A 19,707-nucleotide genomic window follows, 5' to 3' on the forward strand; every position below is an offset into this window, starting at 1 on the left:
CTTCAATTACGACAACGCTTCCAGCTCGGCCTGCATCGACTCAAGCAGTTCCAGCGCTTCCATCCAGGCCTCTTCCAGTTCGGACTCTCGCGTCTTCATCCTGGCCTGCTCAGCCAGCAGATCGCGCAGCTTGTCCTTGTTGGCAGCCTCGTAGTTGGTGCTGTCAGCCAGAGCTTCTTCGACCTTGGCCAGTTTCTCGTGCAAGGTTCCCAGTTCACGCTCAAGCTTGTCGGCTTCGCGTTTGTGGGGAGCCAGTTGCTGACGCAAGGCTGCTGCCTGCTGACGCTGGGCTTTCTTGTCGGTCTTGTCGGCGTTGACCGGCGTGTTGCTGACCGGCGCATTACGCAGGCGGTAATCGGCCAGCCAACGCGTGTAGTCATCCAGGTCGCCATCGAACTCCTGAACCCGGCCATCGGCGACCAGCAGGAAATCATCGGTGGTGCTCTTGAGCAAATGCCGGTCGTGGGAAACCACCAGCACCGCGCCACTGAACTCCTGCAAGGCCATGGTCAGCGCCAGGCGCATTTCCAGGTCCAGGTGGTTGGTCGGTTCGTCGAGCAGCAACAGGTTAGGTTTTTCCCAGGCAATCAGGGCCAGCGCCAGACGCGCCTTTTCACCACCGGAGAAGTTCACCACCGGCTCGTCCAGACGAGCGCCACGGAAGTCGAAGCCACCCAGGAAGTCGCGCAACGTCTGTTCACGCTCGGTCGGTGCCAGACGCTGCAAGTGCAGCAAGGGGTTGGCCTTGGCATCCAGAGAGTCGAGCTGATGCTGGGCAAAATAGCCAACCGTCAGGTTCTCGCCACGCACCAGACGGCCACCCAACGGCTCAAGCTCACCGGCGAGGTTCTTGATCAGTGTCGATTTACCCGCGCCGTTAGGCCCCAGCAAACCGATGCGGGCACCGGGCGTCAGTTGCAGTTTGACCTTCTCCAGGATGGTCTTTTCGCCATAGCCCAGACGTGCTTCGGACAGGTCCAGCAACGGGCTGGAGATTTTGTCGGATTCACGGAAAACGAAGTTGAACGGCGAGTCCACATGCGCGGCGGACAGCTCTTCCATGCGCTCAAGGGCCTTGATCCGGCTCTGCGCCTGACGGGCCTTGGTGGCCTGAGCCTTGAAGCGCGCGATGTATTTTTCCATGTGCGCACGTTGCGCCTGCTGCTTCTCGTAGGCCTGTTGCTGCTGGGCCAGACGTTCGGCACGGGCGCGCTCGAAGGCGCTGTAACCACCGCGATAAAGCGTGATCTTGCGTTGCTCGACGTGGGCGATGTGATCGACCACCGCGTCGAGGAAATCACGGTCGTGGGAAATCAGCAGCAAGGTGCCGGGATAGCTCTTGAGCCAGTCTTCCAACCACAGAATGGCGTCGAGGTCCAAGTGGTTGGTCGGCTCATCGAGCAGCAGCAGATCCGAAGGGCACATCAGGGCTTGCGCCAGGTTCAGGCGCATCCGCCAGCCACCGGAGAAACTGCCGACCTGACGCTCCATCTGCTCGTTGGTGAACCCCAGGCCCGCCAGCAATTTGCGCGCACGGGCATCGGCGGTGTAACCATCGGCGCTGTCGAGTTCGGCATGCAGACGCGCCTGGGCAGCACCGTCCTGGGCCGCTTCGGCTTCAGCGAGCTGACGCTGAACCTCGCGCAGACGCAGGTCGCCGTCCAGGACATAATCAACACCCAGACGCTCAAGGGTATCGACCTCCTGACGCATGTGCGCAATGCGCCAATCGGCAGGCAGCAGACAATCACCGGAGTCAGGCGTCAACTCACCACGCAACAAGGCGAAGAGGCTGGATTTGCCGGCGCCGTTGGCACCGATCAGGCCGGCTTTCTGGCCGGCGTGCAGGGTCAGCTCGGCGTCTTCTAGCAGACGTTGCGGACCACGCTGTAAGGTAAGGCTTTGAAGTCGAATCATAATGGCGGCGGAGTCTACCAGCTTCGTCTCAAACAGGTAGCTCACTATGCCTTCTGACCTTTGGAGTTTCACCCTCGATTTCTATGCCAGGCCCGGTGTCGAGCAAGCATGCTTGCGCCTGCAAACCAACGGGGCCAATGTCTGCATGGTGCTTTGTGGTGTCTGGCTGGGCAAACGTGGCGTGAAATGTGATGCGCAGCGATTACAGGAAATCGGACAGTTGGCGACGCCATGGCACGATGAAGTGGTGCGCCCTCTCAGAGAATTACGTACGCAATGGCGTAACGCGGCACAAACCGATGCATCGCTGGGCGCATTGCGCGAGCGAGTGAAAACACTGGAGCTGGAAGCCGAGCAGCAGTTGCTCGTGAGATTGCAGGCACTGACACAGGACTGGTCAGTTGAGGAAGCAGATGACTTGCAGAGCTGGCTGGACGGATTATCCGCAGAGGCAGCCGGCAAGAACCGCGACGCGCTGCATGTGCTGCGCGTCGCGGCGGACCAGCCTTAGGACCCGCTGGTTGGCGTGACGCTATTGGCGGTCGATGGCGCTGGCGCTGCTGGAGCCGGTGTTGCTGCGGCGGCTGGAGCAGGCTTGGCTGCCGGAGCTGGCGTTGCCGGTTTCGCGGCGGCTGCTTTTACCGCCGGCTTGGCAGCAGGTTTGGCTGCTGGTTTTGCGGCGGGCTTGGCTGCCGGTTTGGCTGCGGCCTTGGCTGGCGCTTTAGCCGCTGGTTTTGCCGCACTGCTCGCAGCAGGTTTGGCCGCTGCTGCCGGGGCTTTGGTCGCCGCTGGCTTGGCAGCAGGTTTGGCAACCGGCTTGGCGGCCGTTTTTGCAGCGGCTGGTTTGGCCGCAGCGGTTTTGGCCACAGCTTTCACTGGAGCCTTGGCGGCTGCCGGTTTTGCAGCAACCGGCTTGGCCGCAGTTGGAGCTTTCGCGGCTGCTGGCTTGGCAGCAGATGCAGCTTTGGCAGCGGGTTTGGCCGCAGGCTTGGTTGCAGCTTTGACTGGAGCCTTGGCGGCAGGTGCCTTGGCCACAGTTTTCCTGGCGGCAGCCGGAGCCTTCGCAGGTGCAGCAGGCTTGGCCTCACGCGAGGTCAGAACCTTGCTGACGGCTTCCTTGACACGACCAACACCCTGGGCAAGTTTAAGGCTCTCTTGAGCGTCGCGCTTGAGTTGCAGAATGTAGGTGCGGGTTTCGGTCTGGCGATCCTTGAGTGCGTCGAGCAAGTCTTCAAGTTCTGCAACGGCACTCTTGGCCTTGGTCTGCGCCTTTGCCTTGCCGGCAGCAGCAGCGTCCTGCAACTTGGTGCGAGACTTGTGCAGTTTTTCCTGTGCTTTACCGCGTTGTTTTTCAAGCTTGGCGAGCAGTTTCTCGGCATCAGCCAAGGCTTGAGAGCAGGCGTCTTCCAGATGTTCGAGCAAGCTGCTCGAAAGATGTTGGAGCAGATGCAATGGAGTGTTTACTGGCTTCTTTTTGGCCGACATGACTTACCTCCTGGCTGACGAAATTGCGGCCCATACTAGACCTCTGTCCGAAGCGCCGCTAGGGCATCTTGACAGCTTCAGATGCACCCTGTTGCATACGACAACAAATGATTAACGCAACTGTTGCAGGAGCAATACGAAATTCACTTGCCCAGAGCCATCACCGCAAGCCCTTGCACTGGCATAATCGCTGACTTCCCAGGCCGGAGAGCATTCATGTCGCGCTACCTGTTAACGTCGTTGTTCCTCTTGATTCCCCTGGCACACGCCGGCGAAACCACTCCGGCGAAGGACTCCCACGACCTTGCTTACAGCCTGGGCGCAAGCCTGGGTGAGCGTCTGCATCAGGAGGTCCCGGACCTTGACCTGACAGCGCTGGTGGAAGGTTTGAAGCAGGCCTATCAAGGAAAGCCTCTGGCGCTCAAGCAAGAACGTATTGATCAGGTTCTCAGAGAACATGACGCCGCATTGGCGCAAGCCGAAGCTTCAGGCACCGATTCACAGAGCGAAGCAGCCCTGAGCGCGGAGCGTCGCTTCATGGACAGCGAAAAAGCCAAGCCCGGCGTGAAGACGCTGGCCGACGGTATTCTGATGACCGAGCTGACACCCGGGACGGGGCCAAAACCTGAAGCCAATGGCCGGGTGGAAGTCCGCTATGTCGGCCGCTTGCCCGACGGCACGATCTTCGATCAGAGCACGCAGCCGCAGTGGTTTCGACTCGACAGCGTAATCAGTGGCTGGACCACGGCCCTGCAAGGCATGCCCGTGGGCGCGAAATGGCGTCTGGTGATTCCTTCTGCGCAGGCATATGGCGCAGAAGGCGCAGGCGATCTGATCGACCCGTTCACGCCGCTGGTCTTTGAAATCGAGCTGGTCGCCGTTTCGCAGTAACGGCAGAGACAGAAATGCGAAAGGGTGCGAACGCACCCTTGGCAATACACATTCCCCCGAAAACGACAGGAGCAGGTCAGGCCTGAGAGGCCGCCTCTTCCTTGTGGGAGTTGTGCAGGACTTCGATCAGGCAGTCTTCAAGCTCGAAGCGCTCATGCAACAGACCACCCAGCTTCTTGAACTCGTTGGCAAAGACTACACCATCCGAGCAATCGCCTTTTTCACAGTGATCGTTGAAAGTCAGAGCAAGCTTGGTGATACCTTCCAGACGCGGATAGATCGTATCGGCCAGTTCAAGCCCGCGCTCATCGTTGAACGCCTGGGCTTCGCTGTTCAGTTGCTCATAGATCTCGAAATGACCGGCTGAAACGTAGTCGACCAGAATTTCACAAAACTTCAGCAGTGCCCCACGATCCGCGGCCAGCAACTCTGGCGTATCGCCGAGAGCGTCATAGGCTCGAACCAATTCATGGCGGTCCTGCAACCAGCGGTCAATCAGCAGATTGACACCGCCCCAGCGTTCCTGAGCATTACGACAACTTTCCAGCATGATGTTCTCTCTTCCCTTAAGGGGCATGCGGTCCTGTGCTGGCCTTACAGTATCGCAAGAACCTAGCCTGATGAAAGCGTCAGGACAGCATACTCCCAATGACGCGTGCGGCTCAGATTATGCCCGCACGCCAAGGCCATCAAGGTACGCAGGAGAGAAAGTTCATACAAGCGTTTAATACCCTCTGCCACCACCCGTGGACATCCAGCGATGTAACCCACTGAAAATTGGATACAACGCCAGCAAGCTCAGGATCACAAAAGCCAGCAGGCTCCACTCGGGAAGGGTGATACCGAACAGGGACCAATTGATTTCGGCGCATAGATAAGTGTCGTTACGCAGCCGTTCACCCACGCCCTCGAGCGACAGTGCATTGATCACATATTCATGTCGGCCAATGATGGAGCCCAACTCTTCGGCAGATGCCGTTTGCAGCCATATCTGAACCCCCGCCACCAGGACGCCGGTCAGCGACAGCAACAGCAGGGCCAGGCAATAACGGCGCCAACCGGTTTCCTGCGGACAATGAACAGCCGCCACCAGACAAAGCAGGCCACACGCGACAATGATGGTTCGCTGCAAGAGGCAAAGGATGCAGGGGAGCAAGCCGAACGCACGCTGCAAGTAGATGGTGGTACCGATGATCAGTGCACTTGCGATGAATGCCAGGAAGAACAAGGAACGGGTGCGGGCCAGATACATGGCTAATCCGTAACGATATGACGAAGACAGTTACGGTAGAGGAAAGCACGCAACGCTTTCAAGGCGACAAAGTACAGACGTTTCGCTGTTTACAGTGGAAATAAAACACCAGAGAAAGAAGATTCTTTACTGATCACTGTAGGAGCAATCCAAGCCACTGCGAAAGAAAACCAAGCGGCTTGAATTGACCATGTTTTTCAGGCTGAAAGCCCTGAAGCAGGGCTTTCATGGCGCTGGATTCAGTTGCTGCTCAATGCCGGAAGCGGACGCGCCAGAAAACGCTCATCAAGCATTCCCAGACCTTCCTGGAACAGTTGATTGCTGCGATCGGTATCGCCCATCTGTGCCAGCAGCCGTGCCAGTTCGGCACAGGTTTCGGGATTGCGCTGCAACCGCAGGCTGCTTTCCAGATAATCACGGGCCTTGCCCCACAGACGGGATTGCAGACATATACGCCCCAGGCTCAGCAACAGGCTCGGGTCATCGGGATGATGCTTGAGCCAGCCTTCGGCAGCCTGCAACTGTTTCGATTCGTCACCGCCGCGCACCAGACCGTAAAGCCTGGCCAAGTGGCTGTTGTAGTCCTTCTTGAGCGCAGTGCGCAGCACTTCTTCGGCCTGGGCCTCGGCACCCAGACGACGCAACTGCTCGGCATAAGCCAGCACCAGTTGCGGCTCCTGTCGTTGTGCGGAGGTCAGGCCTTTCCAGGCTTTTTCCAGTGAAGGCAGGCCGGTCGGCTCGCCGTCACCTTCCTCGCGATACGCGGCCAGGGTGAGGTTCTCACCCCAGGCGCGGCGCTCCAGTTCAGCCAGTTCCCTGGGCGGCAGCACCTTGTCCTTGCGCAACTCGGGCATCAGCCGGATCAGATCGGACCAATCGCCCCGCTGCTGATAAAGGCGTTGTAACTGGCGCAGCACCTGCGGATTGTGTGGATGACGTTCATGCATCGCCTGAAGGGTGCTCAACGCCCCGTCGGTATCGCCCCGGTCCTGTTGCAGTTGCGCATGACTCAAGGCAATTGCCAGCTCCGCCTGCGGCTGACGCTCAAGCGCACGCTCCAGCAGGTTGTCACTTTCATCGTAGCGACCCTGCTCGTTGGCAGCACGCGCTGCACCCAGGTAGTAGAGCAGCGGCTGGGGATCAGACTCGGCAGCGCGATGCAGATGACGCTGCGCGCTGGCCCAGCGGCCTTCGGCAAGATCCATCTGCCCCTGCTCGATTGCCAGTTGCACCCGACGGCTGCGGTTACGACGTGACCATGGATTGACCACGCCCCCGGATGTCGTGAGCAGCGTGATCAGTAACCGGGCAATGAAGACCAGCAGCAAAAGCGCCACGAACAGGCCAAGAGTCGCCCACAGACTCGATTCATAGCGGAAGTTCTGATAGGCGATCAATACGTAGCCGGAGTGTTCGGCAATGGCGATGCCGATCAGCGCTGCAATAGCGACGGCAATGAACAGCAGCAGGTAGGCGCGCTTCATGGGCTGATCCCCCGAACCTCGGCAGGCTGGCTTGATGCATGACGACGCTCAAGGTAGGCCTGGACTGCGCTCAGGCTCTGCGCCAGATCCGGCGTCACCACCGAAACAGGCTCTTTGATCAGGGTATCCAGACGTTCGCCGATCACCTTGCTCTGCGGCTCATCCTGATTGAAATTGGCCAGCAGGACGCCTTTGGCTTCCAGCAGAGCCTGGGTATACACCTTCGGCTCGCCATTGAGTGCAGCCCATTGCGCCTGCTCCAGCGCCAGGCTCAGTGCCAGACGGACCTGCGCCAGACTCTGGCCGGCCAGTACCGGACGAATGTCCTTGTCGGCGTTGAAGTCGATACGGAAGTAATGGGAAATGTGATTCCACCAGCGGGACCAGTAACTGTCGTCGTTCTTGTCCGTGGCCAGCCCCAACAGCGGCTCGCCTTTATCTTCGTATTCGGGCGCCAGACGGTTGAGCTGCACCGACTGGTCGCGCAACGCCGCCAGTTGCAGGAACAGCCCCGTGCGATCCGGCTGCTCGATACTGCGCAATGCCGCCAGGCTCTTGGCCAATTGTTCACGGGCAGCAAACGAACCCGGATCATCCTGCTCACGCAGGATCTCATCGGCTCCCTGCACCAGCGCCTGGGCACTGTTGATATCCTGCAACGCCGACAGGCGCAGGCTGGCAAGGCGCAGCAGATGCTCGGCCTCAGCCAGACGCCAGTCCTTGCGGCTGGCACCCAGCACGGTTTCCAGACGCTGGCTCAGGCGCTGCTGATCACCCTGCAATTGCGCGACCAGACGACGGCTGTCTTCCAGTTGGTCTGCAGGAGGAAACTGAGCAAGACGGGCGCTCAATTGCTGGTCATTCTGGGTCAGGGCCAGGGTCTGCTCGGCAATGTTTTCAACCTGTCCTCGCTGCTGCAAGTGACCGGCCTGCAACATGCGCAGTTGCCATACCCCCCAACCGGCGACGGCAACGCCTGCAACACCAAGCAGCAAGGCCAGGATCACCAGACCGTTGCTGCGATTACCCGGACGCAAGGGGCGCACTGGATCGGGTGTGGATGTCGATGTTTTCAACACCGATTCTTCATCTTTTGGCAAGGCTGTTTCGCTCACGTATCCATCCTTTGCATTTGGGCGTAGTAGCGTAAACGACAACTCGTCGATCAATACGCCTTGACGACAGGCTGAGGCTGATCCTGCAACGCTGCCAGCAATGCCGCGGCGTTGGCGCCACGACAATCAACCACGTTTTGAGCCCCGGCGGCACGCGCCATTTCGGCGACCCGGGGGCTCGGTACAAACAAAGGCAACACGGCCAGTTTCGGCCACGCATTGCCTGCTAACTGGAGCAGATGTTCAAAACCCTGCCCACTGCTGACCACCAGCCCGTTCAAGCGTTCCGATTCGACGCGCTGAGAAAGGGTCGAAGGCGGGTACTGTGGCAGAAAACGACGATACAACGGCAGGTAGTCGACACTAACACCTTGCTCGCGCAGACGCTCAGCCAATAGCTCGCGCCCTTCATCACCGCGCATGATCAGCACACGGCTGCCCGGGATGTCGATAGCCTCCTGCAATTTGGGCAGCTCAAGCAAGGCCTCGCTGTCATCCCCATGCTCGGGCCAGCTCACACCGATCAAACCATAGTCCAGCAGAATCTGCCCTGTCGCCGCGCCCACACTGAACCAGGGCTGGATGAAGGGTTGCGGCCAGATTTCATCGATCAGTTCCAGCCCAAGCCGGGCGGCGGGCTTGCTGACGACAATCACAGCGCTATAGAGAGGCAGGTCGAAAATCATCGAGCGTTGCGCAGGTGTTATCGGCAACGGCTCGATTTCAAGCAAAGGCAGACTGCTGCTGAACACGCCGGTCTCGGCCAGGGCCTTGGCCAGTGCTGCCGACTCTTCGGCGGGACGGGTCAGCAACAGACGCCAGGTACTCATTCTTCTCGAGCCTCGCCATAGACAGCCTGAAGAATCTTGCCCGCCCCCTGGGCCAACAAGTCTTCGGCAACCTGGATACCCAACGCCTGAGCCGATGTCTGCGGGGCGCGCGCCTCGGCATGCAGCAACAGGCCGCCTGACGGATCACCCACCAGACCGCGCAACCATACCTGATCGCCTTCCAGCACGGCGTAGCAGGCGATAGGCACCTGACAACCACCGTTGAGGTGCTTGTTCAGCGCACGCTCGGCAATCACGCGCACGGCGGTGTCGCCATGATGCAGCGGCGCAAGCAATGCGTGAATTTCAGTATCGGCGCTGCGGCACTCGATCCCGACGGCGCCCTGCCCTCCGGCAGGCAGGCTGTCATCGACGCTGATGGCCGAGGTGATTCGGTCTTCAAAGCCCAGACGGATCAGGCCGGCAGCCGCAAGAATGATCGCGTCGTACTCTCCGGCATCCAGCTTGGCCAGCCGAGTATTGACGTTACCGCGCAGAAACCGGATTTCCAGGTCTGGACGACGTGTCAGCAACTGAGCCTGACGCCGCAGGCTGGAAGTGCCCACGATGCTGCCAGCAGGAAGCTGCTCCAGACTGCTGAACGTATTGGAAACAAACGCATCACGCGGGTCTTCGCGCTCGCAGATGCAGAACAGTCCGAGGCCTTCGGGGAAATCCATCGGCACATCTTTCATCGAGTGCACGGCGATATCGGCTTCGTTTTCCAGAAGAGCCGTTTCCAGTTCCTTGACGAACAGGCCTTTGCCGCCGATTTTCGACAACGGGGAGTCGAGCAACTTGTCGCCACGGCTGACCATAGGCACCAGAGTCACGATCAACCCCGGATGAGCCTGCTCAAGCCGGGCTTTGACATATTCGGCCTGCCAGAGGGCCAGCGCACTTTTACGGGTGGCAATGCGGATTTCGCGAGAGGACATGAATCAATCCGTGCTTGATAGATGCGACGGATAATAACAGCACAACCTGAACGACTTCAGCGCTGACTCAAAAAGTAAAAACGGCTTCATGACCCGGATCAACGAAACGACAGTGGCTAAAGCGCGACCCGCCTGAAATCGGGGCCTCCACAACGGCAACTCTCTGTGGACAGGAACCGGCTCGACATCCTGCAAGCCTTCCGGCGAGCGCAGCCACTTTTTCGTACCTAAAGCTGTTGCATCATCTTGCGCACCCCGGCGACATGCCGGCGGCTGACGATCAAGGCGTCGCCATTGAGCCCCTTGAGGAACAACTGGAAATGCCCCAGCGGCGTGCGCTGCAAACGCTCGATCCGCTCCCGTGCCACCAGCGCATTGCGATGGATACGCACGAATCGATCACCGAACTCGTCTTCCAGTGCCTTGAGCGGCTCATCCAGCAGTACTTCGCCGCCTTCATGACGCAGGGTGACGTACTTGTGGTCGGCAATGAAGAAGATCACCTGATCCAGCGGGATCAGTTCAATGCCTTTGCGGGTTCGCGCACTGATATGACTGCGCGGACCGTTGCCACTTTCGGCAGCCGGGCGGGTCATCGCTGCCAACTGCACACGATTGGGTCGCTCGGCTTTTCTCAGTGCCTCGAGAAGATTCTCGGGGCGGACAGGTTTGACCAGATAACCGACCGCACTGACCTGAAAGGCATCCAGTGCAAATTCGTCGTGCGCAGTACAAAAGACAACTGCGGGCGGAGTTTCACGCTCGCACAGTTTCGCCGCGACCTGAAGACCGTCGAGACCCGGCATGCGGATATCGAGCAGCACGACATCTGGCTTGAGGTTTTCAATCAGCGCCAAAGCTTCTTCGCCATTGGTAGCGCTGGGTTCAAGTACCCTGTAACCCTCGATTTCACCGACCAATCGGCTCAGTCGCTCGCGGGCCAGGGGTTCGTCATCAACGATCAGGACATTCATATTGCTCTGGCTTCCTGCGTGAGTCTCGCACAAGGATAGCGTAGACAGGTGTAGTGACGACCGTCACGGCGCTCCACGCTCAGACTGGCGTGCGGGCCAAAAAGTGCCGTAATGCGTGCACCTATATTCAACAGGGCCTGTTGAGTACCGTTGGAAGTCTGCCGTGTGGCAACTTCTTCATAGGGATTGCTGACACACAATATGAACTCCCCCCCTTCATAGTCTGCCTCGACTGTGACTATGCCCCCTTCGATACGCGGGGCAATGCCATAGATCAAAGCGTTTTCCAGCAATGGCTGCAAGGTCAACTGGGGAATAGGCAAATCATCAGGAATTGCGCTCACCCTCCAATCCAACTGTAGACGCTCGCCGAGACGATATTGCTCAATCGACAAATATCGTTTCGCCAACGCCAGCTCCTCATGCCATGTCACCAGCGTTCCGGGCTTGGCAAGGCTGGCCCGAAACAGGTCCGACAGATCCAGAACGGCCTGCTCGGCCTTGACCGGATTACTGGCCACCAGGCTGGCAATACTGTTGAGCGTGTTGAACAGAAAATGCGGACGAATCCGTGCCTGAAGCGATTCGATCCTGGCCTGTAGCTCACCCTGCTGTTGCTTGCGCCACTGACTCTGCAAATAAAAATAGCGCAACATCAGCGCCGACATGATCAACGCGATCAACGAATAGCGGATATAGCGCTCAACCATGCTGCCCGGCGAGATCCTGCCGGTCAGTTGGCAGACATCCGTCACCGCCGCACACAACAAGGTTAGCCCGACTACCAGCAAACAGCTGAGAATACCGGCAAGGCCTGCGGGCAGGCGTGCCAGCCAAGGACGCAACGCGCACAGCAAGGCCGCCGACAACAAGACGATCCATTGCACGAACATGGACATCAGCGCCAGACAGACCCAGTCGAACGCCGGGCGCATGGGCTCAAGCAGCACCATGACCAGCACCAGCAACTCGGCCAGTACGACGAGCACCAGCAAGGTCTGCGGCAGGCACAGTTCGGGCAGGAAAAAGTCTTTGCCGGGATCGGTTTTGACTTTGGGATTCAAAGGGTCTTTTCGCATAGGCTCAGTCTCAGCCCTGGCATCGTCAGCGGCAAGCCATCCGAGAATAAAAAAGCAACAACCTGTTATCATCACCAGCGCCCTTGTGCCAAGAACCGGGCACGCCACTTTCAGCAGAGCAACGAGCGAATCTCCATGAGCACCGACAAGACCAACCAGTCCTGGGGCGGCCGTTTCAGTGAGCCCGTCGACGCCTTCGTCGCGCGCTTCACCGCTTCCGTCACCTTTGATCAACGCCTGTATCGTCACGACATCATGGGCTCCATCGCCCACGCAACGATGCTTGCCCATGTCGGCGTACTGACCGAAGCCGAACGCGATACCATCATCGATGGCCTGAAAACCATCCAGAGCGAGATCGAAGCAGGCAGTTTCGAGTGGCGCGTCGACCTGGAAGACGTGCACATGAACATCGAAGCGCGTCTGACCGACCGCATCGGCATCACCGGCAAGAAGCTGCACACCGGCCGTAGCCGCAACGATCAGGTCGCCACCGATATCCGCCTGTGGCTGCGTGACGAAATCGACCTGATCCTGAGCGAAATCACCCGCCTGCAAAAAGGGCTGCTGGAACAGGCCGAGCGTGAAGCCGAAACCATCATGCCGGGCTTCACTCACCTGCAGACCGCCCAGCCAGTGACGTTCGGTCACCACATGCTGGCCTGGTTCGAGATGCTCAGCCGTGACTACGAGCGCCTGGTCGACTGCCGCAAGCGCCTGAACCGCATGCCACTGGGCAGCGCCGCGCTGGCGGGCACCACGTACCCGATCGACCGCGAACTGACCTGCAAGCTGCTGGGTTTCGACGCTGTAGGCGGCAACTCGCTGGACGGCGTCTCGGATCGCGACTTCGCCATCGAGTTCTGTTCTGCCGCTTCGGTTGCGATGATGCACCTGTCGCGTTTCTCCGAAGAGCTGGTGCTCTGGACCAGTGCCCAGTTCCAGTTCATCGACCTTCCGGACCGCTTCTGCACGGGCAGTTCGATCATGCCGCAGAAGAAGAACCCGGACGTCCCGGAGCTGGTTCGCGGCAAGAGCGGCCGCGTGTTCGGCGCACTGATGGGCTTGCTGACCCTGATGAAAGGCCAGCCGCTGGCCTACAACAAGGACAATCAGGAAGACAAGGAGCCGCTGTTCGACGCAGCCGACACCTTGCGCGACTCCCTGCGCGCCTTCGCCGACATGATCCCGGCCATCAAGCCAAAGCACGCCATCATGCGTGAAGCCGCGCTGCGGGGTTTCTCCACTGCCACCGACCTGGCCGACTATCTGGTGCGTCGCGGCCTGCCATTCCGCGACTGCCACGAAATCGTGGGCCATGCCGTGAAGTACGGTGTGGAAACCGGCAAGGATCTGGCAGAAATGAGCCTGGAAGAGCTGCGTAAATTCAGCGATCAGATCGAACAGGACGTGTTCGCCGTGCTGACGCTGGAAGGCTCGGTCAATGCACGTAACCACATCGGCGGTACAGCTCCGGAGCAAGTCCGGGCAGCCGTGGGTCGTGGTCAGGCGCTGTTGGCCAGCCGTTAAAAAGGGTCGCCGTCGCGGCCAGGCCTGCCGGGCCGCGACGGGGCAAGACGGTATCTACCCGGCTTTACGCGCCACCGCCTGCACACGCGCCAGGAATGCTGGCCATTCAGCGTCCCTGTCGGCCGCTACCCGCTGCACATTCGGATTGAGCGCCAGACGCTCAAGCAGGGCACGCGCCCCCGGCATATCCCGCAACAGATCCATCCCGAACAACTTCTCTGCGACTTGCTGGGCAAGGTCGACGCTGTAAAGAAAATACAGATCCGCCAGGGTGAACTTCTCGCCTGCTACATAGGGTGCAAAACGAGCACGCTGGGCCAGGGCCTGGAATCCCTTGAGCAGGTCCCGGCGCGCCTTGGCCTTGATGTCTTCAGGGGTGGGCCGGCAACCGAAGAGGGCTTCGACGTAACACAACCGCGCTGGCAACTCGATATACAGCTCGATTTCCTTGGCGATGGTCCATACCTGGGCACGAGAGAACGGGTCCTCGGGGAGTAGCGCCCGGCCGGGTTGGGTTTCCTCGATGTAGCGCAGGATGACATCAGTCTCACTGATGAAACCCTGTCCGGTTTCCAGTATCGGCACCTTGCCTCGGGCACTGATCGCCAGTACCTCGGGATTCTGGCATCCATGCAGCGCAACCATTTCAAAGGGTAACTGCTTCTCCAGCAGAGCCAGCTTGACCATATTGAAATAATTGCTTGCGGCAAAACCATAAAGCTTCAACACGTCGGCCTCCTTGACCATTAAGTTGTTTGTGGCGGTACTTTTATATATTTTTCCAACTGTGTCAGTGGGTTAAGCACTCCTCACACAACTTAAAGACGGTTCTGACAGGCAGGCTTCACCGAAGCCGACACGGGCAAAAGAATCCAGTTAAACTGCCAGCCTTCACTGAGGACTTACCATGACCGACCCAATCGATAACGATGAAGAAGAGTTCACCGCATCGACTCTGATCGAAGCGATTGAAAACCAGATCGAGGCAGATAACCCGCCAGCCGCCAAGGCCACCTACAACAAGCTGACCCTGGTCGGTTATGAGCGTGAAGACATTCTTGAGCTGATGGCGCATGTACTGGCAATCGAGATCGATGCCATGCTCGAAGAAGACCGGCCATTCAATACCCAATGGTATGAAACCGCCTTGCGCGCCTTGCCGGAACTGCCGCCAGAGGCCTGACTTCGATATTCCTGCAAGAGATATGCTGCAAAGACTCCAGCCTCTGGCTACACTGCAAAAGCCCCTCTGCCACTCAACACCCTGGGGCTTTCCTGCAAGCTGGCGTTAACGGTCATACAGAACCGACGTGTCACACAGCCTTGTCGATTCTGTAACCCTCACGACCCAGCCAACTACAAAAAGTCTGGAGTCCTTATGTCGTATACCCCTGAGCTGGTTGCCGAACTGGAAATCCTCGCACTGTTCAACCTGGGCAACACCCAGGAAGGCCTCAAAGTCCACCATGTAGCAGCCCCGACAGCCATTGCGGCTGCAAAAAGACTCTTTGCAAAAGGCCTCACCACCCAAGTCGATGGTGGCTATCTGACGAGCCTCGGTCTTGAAGCTGCCGAGCATGCCCAATCGCTGCTGACCATCCTGAACGTCTCCGAAGAGGCGGCCTGAAAAGACGCCGGGCCTGCCAGTGCAAACAAAAAGGTGCAGCAGGCCCTCCATTTATGGGAATGTACGCCGATAGAAAACCGGCGCCAGAATAATAACCCGACCGTTCATGTATCCTCTCGGCTGTAGTCTTCTTCGCCATCTGCTGACCACTTCAACGCCTGCGCAGGCCAGATGCTTGAGTTGCGATGACGCGAAATCTTGAAATTCGTCCCGACCTGGATGAGGGTATCGACCGCAAGGTACTCAGCCAGTTACGTAACCGCTTCCTGACTCTCAATGACGGGCGGTATGCGCGCGCCATGGAAGGGCTCTCGACTCGTCAACAGAGTGTCCTGACGCTGTTGCCCCTGTGCTTTCACGTCAATCACCCCTTGCTTCCGGGCTATGTTTCCAGCAGCACGCCAGCGGGCGTTTCCCATTACGAACCCGATGCCCAGGCACTGGCAGAAGCTCAGCGGCTGACCCGTTCCTTTTCCTATAAAGCCCGCCACGGCAATCCGCCCCAGCCCATTCATGGCCTGTTCCTGATGGGCAGCCTCGGAACGCTGGCGCAGGCCGAGCAAAGCGATATGGACGTCTGGGTCTGCCACGACTCGGAGCTTGCACCAGAAGCCATCGCCGAACTGCGCAAGAAGTGCCAGGCGCTGGAAACCTGGGCTGCGTCCATGGGTGCAGAAGCGCACTTCTTTCTGATCGACCCGCAACGTTTCCGGGTCGGGGATCGCGACACCCAGCTCAGTTCCGACGATTGCGGCACAAGCCAGCACTATCTCTTGCTGGATGAGTTCTACCGCACCGCCATCTGGCTCGCCGGTCGCACGCCCATGTGGTGGCTGGTGCCGGTCTATGAAGAAGAACGCTACGCCGAGTACACCCACACGCTGCTGTCCAAGCGCTTCATCCGCGCCGACGAAGTACTCGACCTTGGCCCCATGACCCATATTCCACCGGGGGAATTCATCGGGGCGGGGCTTTGGCAACTGTTCAAAGGCATCGAATCGCCCTACAAGTCCGTCCTCAAGCTGTTACTGATCGAGGTCTACTCCAGCGAGCACCCAAGCGTTCAGTGCCTGAGCCTGCGCTTCAAACAGGCCGTATTCGCCAACCAGCTGGATCTGGACGAACTTGATCCTTACATGGTCGTGTACCAGAGGATCGAAGAGCACTTGCAGGCCCGCAACGAAGCGGAACGCCTGGAGCTGGTACGTCGCAGCCTGTACCTGAAGGTCAACAAGAAGCTCACTGGCCCGGCCCGTCAGCGCAGCAATAGCTGGCAGCGATTGCTGCTGGAGCGCCTGACCAGGGAATGGGGCTGGGATGAGCGCCAACTGGCGCTGCTCGACAGCCGCAGCCAGTGGAAAGTCCGCCAGGTGGCCCATGAACGCCGGTCACTGGTCAACGAACTGAATTACAGCTATCGCTTCCTGGTGCAGTTCGCACGTACGCAAAACGCGCCAAACGCCATTACTGCCCGTGACGTCAGCGTGCTGGGCCGACGCTTGTATGCTGCGTTTGAGCGCAAGGCAGGCAAGGTCGAGTTCATCAACCCCGGCATCGCACCCGATCTGGCGGAAGACACCCTGACCCTGGTAAACGCCCCCAACAAGCGCGAACCGGGGAAAAACCAGTGGGCCTTGTACAACGGCAACCTTGGGGCACAGGAATGGCAAAGCTTCTCGCCCATCAAGCGCAGCCGGGAATTGCTTGAACTACTGACCTGGTGCCATCGCAACGGCGTGATCGACACCACCACCCGCCTGGCCTTGCACCCTGGCGCCAGCGACCTGAGCGAGCTTGAACTGTTCAACCTGCTGGGAGCCCTGCAACAGACAATCCCCTTGCCACTGAACGAAGTCAGCGACGAGCACCTGCTCAAACCCAGTGTGCCCAACGAGATACTCCTGCTGGTGAACGTGGGCGTCGATCCGCTCAGGCACCATCGTGACCTGAATATCCTGATGACGACCGAGCGTACCGACTCGCTCAGTTATGCTGGCGTGCGGGAGAATCTGGTGCTGACGCTGGACCAGATCACCCTCAACAGCTGGAACGAAACACTGGTCAGCCGCTACGACGGGCCTTACGCCTTGCTCGACTGCATGAGCGAGCTGCTCAGCAATCTGCCCGAGGGCGAGGCCCAGCCGCGCATACGTGTGCGCTGTTTCTGCCACAACCGTGCGCCGGCCATTGCGCAGCGGGTCGAGGAACTGATCAATACCGCGCAGTTGCTGCTCGCCAGAGGCCTGAACCATCGCTACCTGATTCAAGTGCAGCAGCAGTATCACGTACTGAAGATGATTCCCGGTCAAGTGGGCCATGTAGTGGTCAACAGCCTGTCAGGGCTGTTCAATTATCTGGGCGAAGAGTCACCGCGCTACAGCCCGTTGCATCTGGACCCGCAAGCCCTGGACGATCACGACCTGGCGCTGATCCTGCCCTATGGGCAGCCGGAGTGCATTCAGGTGTTCTATCGGGTCAACGAACCGGACGCCGACCTCTATGTGCTCGACGAACACAACGCGCTCTGGCACCAGCGCTTGCCGTATCACGACGAACAGAGCCTTTTGCTGCCCTTGCAGCGCTTCTTCCATTCACTGGTTTACCGGCGCGGCGCATCGCTGCCACTGGATAACCCGGCAGAACCTGTCTTGCTGGACATGCTTTATTACCAGGTATTGCCGTCCGGCGCAGGCCGCGCCCGGCGCATCGAACCCCGCACCGCGCCGACCGCTGCGGACAAGCCGTTCTATGACGTGCAGGCGATTATCGAAGAGACCTCACCGGGCCAGATGAACGTCACGCTGTATTGCGACAACAGCGAGTTTTCCGAACTGGAACATGGCGACCAGCTGTTTGCCGTGGTAGCCCAGCAGATCCTCGAACGCCGCCGCGAACCGCAACGCTACCGCTGCTACATCACCGACCTCGACCTCTCCGGCCTGCTGGATGACGGCCACGGGCAAAGCATCCTGTTCCTGCGCCACAAGGCAGAGCTGGAAAAGGCCCTGAATGAGGAAATGGAGAAGAGCAGTAGGTAAGCTGCAAGCTGCAAGTCAAAAGCTTGAGGCTTACAGCTTAAAACTTACAGCTTCCCCTACAAATACTCCCCTGCCGCCTCCGGCTGATATTCCACCGCCAGCAGGGTGAGTTTGAGTGTTTTGCCGCCCGGAGCGGGCCAGTCGATGTGTTGGCCGACCTGCAAGCCCAGCAGGGCCGAGCCTATGGGCGCCAGTACAGAAACCGTGCCTTCGGCACCCGCGTCCTGCGGGTAGACCAGCTTGAGGTGATAATCCTTGCCACTGCCCTCTTCACGGCAATGCACACGCGAGTTCATGGTGACCAACCCGGCAGGCACTTCATCGTGACCGACGATCTGTTCGGCGCGGTCCAGTTCGGCCTGCAAGGCCTCGATGCCGGGGCTGGACACCGTCTGACTATCGATAAGGCGCTCAAGGCGCTGTACATCGAGCCGGGTGAGGATGATGGAAGGTGTGGTGTTCATGGTTCAGGCAGTCTCCTTTCTTCTGCGCAACAAAAGCAAAACCCCGCCGATACGGCGGGGTTTTGACAAGCCCCTCTATCTAGAGAAGCAGGTTCTGACATTAACATCAGCCAATAAATACACAACCCGACGGGGCGTTAACCCGCGATGCGGTTTTCCTGGGCAAGCTCTCTGCGCTGATCGGCATCAAGGCGAATCTGACGCCGGCGCTCGTCATCGGCCGAACGCCATTCACGAATGTCTTCTACATGACGAAAACAGCCCAGACAGACTTTTTGCTCATCAAGCCGACACAGGCTGACACATGGTGAAGGCACGGCCGGGCTGACGTTGCTGTACAGCGGCTTGGGTGGTCGTGCGGGTGCGGTGTTATCGGTCACGGTCAGATCTCGTCGAAATCCAGCTCGACGCCAGCCTGCTCCTGAGTGATGCGTACCAGCATCTCGCTCAGCAACTCGTCGCTGCTGTCGCACACCCAACGGCTGGTTTCTTCGTCGTAGTCAAAATGAAAGCCGCCCGAGCGCGCTGCCAGCCAGAGCTGACGCAATGGCTCCTGGCGGCTGAAAATGAGCTGAGTGCCGTTCTCGAACTTTACGGTCAGTACGCCAGCAGAGTTTTCAAGGTCCAGGTCCAGATCGCTCTCGTCGAAAATGTCTTCCAGCGCTTGCTGGGTAGCATCCACCAGATCGTGAAAGCGGGCTTCGGTCAAACTCATTACGGGAACCTCGAAAAAATATCTGCTTATGGCACAGGGTCGCAAGATACGGACGCCGCACGGCAAATGCAAAACATACCCGCCAGACGCGCCCTGCAGCAGCTCATATGTAACGATAACGTCAAAGGCCCGCCGGACGGGTGGGCACCTGCATAGGCAAGCCGCCGGGTGGCCGGTATACTCGGGCGCAATTAATGCTTTTACAAAGGATTTCGCCATGAAGCGCCTGATCTCTTCGCTTGCTGCGCTCGTCGCGGTCGCTTGTCTTGTCACTGCGTGCGGCCAGAAAGGCCCGCTCTACCTGCCTGATGACACCAAATCATCCGACGAACAAGCCAAATCGCAATCGCACAAGCATCTTTAAGGGA

The 19,707-nt window shown here is 59.0% G+C and carries 21 protein-coding genes; 7 read left to right on the plus strand and 14 right to left on the minus strand.

The genetic code is table 11. The features are described from left to right. Positions 1 to 6: 6 nt before the first annotated feature. The gene (locus JL015_RS18210) at positions 7 to 1,917 is read right to left on the minus strand and encodes an ATP-binding cassette domain-containing protein (protein WP_201019433.1); all 1,911 of its coding nucleotides are present in this window, start codon (positions 1,915 to 1,917) and stop codon (positions 7 to 9) included. Positions 1,918 to 1,963: 46 nt separating this feature from the next. Here JL015_RS18210 and JL015_RS18215 point away from each other — a divergent pair, with 46 nt between their 5' ends. Next, positions 1,964 to 2,428: a TIGR02444 family protein gene (locus JL015_RS18215; protein WP_201019434.1), complete on the plus strand. Its 465-nt coding sequence runs from the start codon at positions 1,964 to 1,966 to the stop codon at positions 2,426 to 2,428. On the opposite strand, the gene JL015_RS18220 is transcribed toward JL015_RS18215, so the two are convergent. Further along, positions 2,425 to 3,402: an AlgP family protein gene (locus tag JL015_RS18220; protein ID WP_201019435.1), complete on the minus strand. Its 978-nt coding sequence runs from the start codon at positions 3,400 to 3,402 to the stop codon at positions 2,425 to 2,427. The two genes, JL015_RS18215 and JL015_RS18220, sit on opposite strands and share 4 nt — an antisense overlap. Positions 3,403 to 3,618: 216 nt before the next feature. Here JL015_RS18220 and JL015_RS18225 point away from each other — a divergent pair, with 216 nt between their 5' ends. Continuing rightward, positions 3,619 to 4,293, plus strand: coding sequence for an FKBP-type peptidyl-prolyl cis-trans isomerase (locus JL015_RS18225; RefSeq protein ID WP_201019436.1), 675 nt, complete (start codon positions 3,619 to 3,621; stop codon positions 4,291 to 4,293). 76 nt (positions 4,294 to 4,369) lie between these two features. Here the strand turns inward: JL015_RS18225 and rsd are convergent, their stop codons facing one another. From rsd to JL015_RS18265, 8 genes are all read right to left on the minus strand, one after another. Continuing rightward, positions 4,370 to 4,843 carry a sigma D regulator gene (rsd, locus tag JL015_RS18230; protein ID WP_201001118.1) on the minus strand — a complete coding sequence of 158 codons (474 nt, stop codon included), beginning with the start codon at positions 4,841 to 4,843 and terminating at the stop codon, positions 4,370 to 4,372. Positions 4,844 to 5,017: 174 nt separating this feature from the next. Further along, positions 5,018 to 5,545 (minus strand): disulfide bond formation protein B, encoded by a 528-nt coding sequence (locus JL015_RS18235; protein WP_201019437.1) that lies wholly within the window; start codon positions 5,543 to 5,545, stop codon positions 5,018 to 5,020. A 239-nt stretch (positions 5,546 to 5,784) separates the two neighbouring features. Further along, a complete protein-coding gene (locus tag JL015_RS18240; protein WP_201019438.1) occupies positions 5,785 to 7,029 on the minus strand; it encodes a heme biosynthesis protein HemY in 1,245 nt (414 codons plus the stop codon). Continuing rightward, complete coding sequence (locus JL015_RS18245) at positions 7,026 to 8,144, minus strand: uroporphyrinogen-III C-methyltransferase (protein ID WP_201019439.1); 1,119 nt, start codon at positions 8,142 to 8,144, stop codon at positions 7,026 to 7,028. Before JL015_RS18245 ends, JL015_RS18240 begins: the two co-directional genes overlap by 4 nt. 50 nt (positions 8,145 to 8,194) lie before the next feature. Beyond that, on the minus strand, positions 8,195 to 8,974 hold the full coding sequence (locus JL015_RS18250; RefSeq protein WP_201001111.1) for a uroporphyrinogen-III synthase: 780 nt from the start codon (positions 8,972 to 8,974) through the stop codon (positions 8,195 to 8,197). Further along, the gene (gene hemC / locus JL015_RS18255) at positions 8,971 to 9,912 is read right to left on the minus strand and encodes a hydroxymethylbilane synthase (protein ID WP_201001109.1); all 942 of its coding nucleotides are present in this window, start codon (positions 9,910 to 9,912) and stop codon (positions 8,971 to 8,973) included. The genes JL015_RS18250 and hemC overlap by 4 nt, the downstream gene beginning before the upstream one ends. Before the next feature lie 227 nt (positions 9,913 to 10,139). Then, on the minus strand, positions 10,140 to 10,886 hold the full coding sequence (locus JL015_RS18260) for a LytR/AlgR family response regulator transcription factor (protein WP_201001108.1): 747 nt from the start codon (positions 10,884 to 10,886) through the stop codon (positions 10,140 to 10,142). Then, the gene (locus JL015_RS18265) at positions 10,883 to 11,965 is read right to left on the minus strand and encodes a sensor histidine kinase (RefSeq protein ID WP_201019440.1); all 1,083 of its coding nucleotides are present in this window, start codon (positions 11,963 to 11,965) and stop codon (positions 10,883 to 10,885) included. Before JL015_RS18265 ends, JL015_RS18260 begins: the two co-directional genes overlap by 4 nt. Before the next feature lie 135 nt (positions 11,966 to 12,100). On the opposite strand from JL015_RS18265, the gene argH reads away from it, so the two are divergent. Next, complete coding sequence (argH, locus tag JL015_RS18270) at positions 12,101 to 13,495, plus strand: argininosuccinate lyase (protein WP_201001106.1); 1,395 nt, start codon at positions 12,101 to 12,103, stop codon at positions 13,493 to 13,495. A gap of 54 nt (positions 13,496 to 13,549) precedes the next feature. Here argH and JL015_RS18275 read toward each other — a convergent pair whose 3' ends face one another. After that, entirely contained in the window at positions 13,550 to 14,224 is a 675-nt protein-coding gene (locus JL015_RS18275) for a glutathione S-transferase family protein (RefSeq protein WP_201019441.1), read from the minus strand. A 178-nt stretch (positions 14,225 to 14,402) separates the two neighbouring features. Here JL015_RS18275 and JL015_RS18280 point away from each other — a divergent pair, with 178 nt between their 5' ends. From JL015_RS18280 to JL015_RS18290, 3 genes are all read left to right on the plus strand, one after another. Further along, positions 14,403 to 14,678 carry a hypothetical protein gene (locus tag JL015_RS18280; RefSeq protein WP_025257965.1) on the plus strand — a complete coding sequence of 92 codons (276 nt, stop codon included), beginning with the start codon at positions 14,403 to 14,405 and terminating at the stop codon, positions 14,676 to 14,678. 195 nt (positions 14,679 to 14,873) lie between these two features. Further along, positions 14,874 to 15,122, plus strand: a complete 249-nt coding sequence (locus tag JL015_RS18285) for a TIGR02647 family protein (RefSeq protein ID WP_201001104.1) — start codon at positions 14,874 to 14,876, stop codon at positions 15,120 to 15,122. A gap of 185 nt (positions 15,123 to 15,307) precedes the next feature. Next, positions 15,308 to 18,160, plus strand: coding sequence for a class I adenylate cyclase (locus JL015_RS18290; RefSeq protein WP_201019442.1), 2,853 nt, complete (start codon positions 15,308 to 15,310; stop codon positions 18,158 to 18,160). Between the two features lie 56 nt (positions 18,161 to 18,216). Here JL015_RS18290 and rnk read toward each other — a convergent pair whose 3' ends face one another. The 3 genes from rnk to cyaY form a co-directional block, all read right to left on the minus strand. After that, on the minus strand, positions 18,217 to 18,624 hold the full coding sequence (gene rnk, locus JL015_RS18295; protein ID WP_201001102.1) for a nucleoside diphosphate kinase regulator: 408 nt from the start codon (positions 18,622 to 18,624) through the stop codon (positions 18,217 to 18,219). 137 nt (positions 18,625 to 18,761) lie between these two features. Then, positions 18,762 to 19,004: a DUF1289 domain-containing protein gene (locus JL015_RS18300; RefSeq protein WP_201001100.1), complete on the minus strand. Its 243-nt coding sequence runs from the start codon at positions 19,002 to 19,004 to the stop codon at positions 18,762 to 18,764. A 2-nt stretch (positions 19,005 to 19,006) separates the two neighbouring features. Further along, on the minus strand, positions 19,007 to 19,339 hold the full coding sequence (cyaY, locus tag JL015_RS18305) for an iron donor protein CyaY (protein WP_025257960.1): 333 nt from the start codon (positions 19,337 to 19,339) through the stop codon (positions 19,007 to 19,009). Between the two features lie 217 nt (positions 19,340 to 19,556). Between cyaY and lptM the strand changes: the two genes are divergently transcribed. Beyond that, the gene (lptM, locus tag JL015_RS18310; protein ID WP_038399723.1) at positions 19,557 to 19,703 is read left to right on the plus strand and encodes an LPS translocon maturation chaperone LptM; all 147 of its coding nucleotides are present in this window, start codon (positions 19,557 to 19,559) and stop codon (positions 19,701 to 19,703) included. The last annotated feature ends 4 nt before the right edge of the window (positions 19,704 to 19,707 follow it).

Origin of the sequence: Pseudomonas cichorii (genome assembly GCF_015471405.1) — a bacterium.
Taxonomy (GTDB): Bacteria; Pseudomonadota; Gammaproteobacteria; order Pseudomonadales; family Pseudomonadaceae; genus Aquipseudomonas; species Aquipseudomonas serbiensis.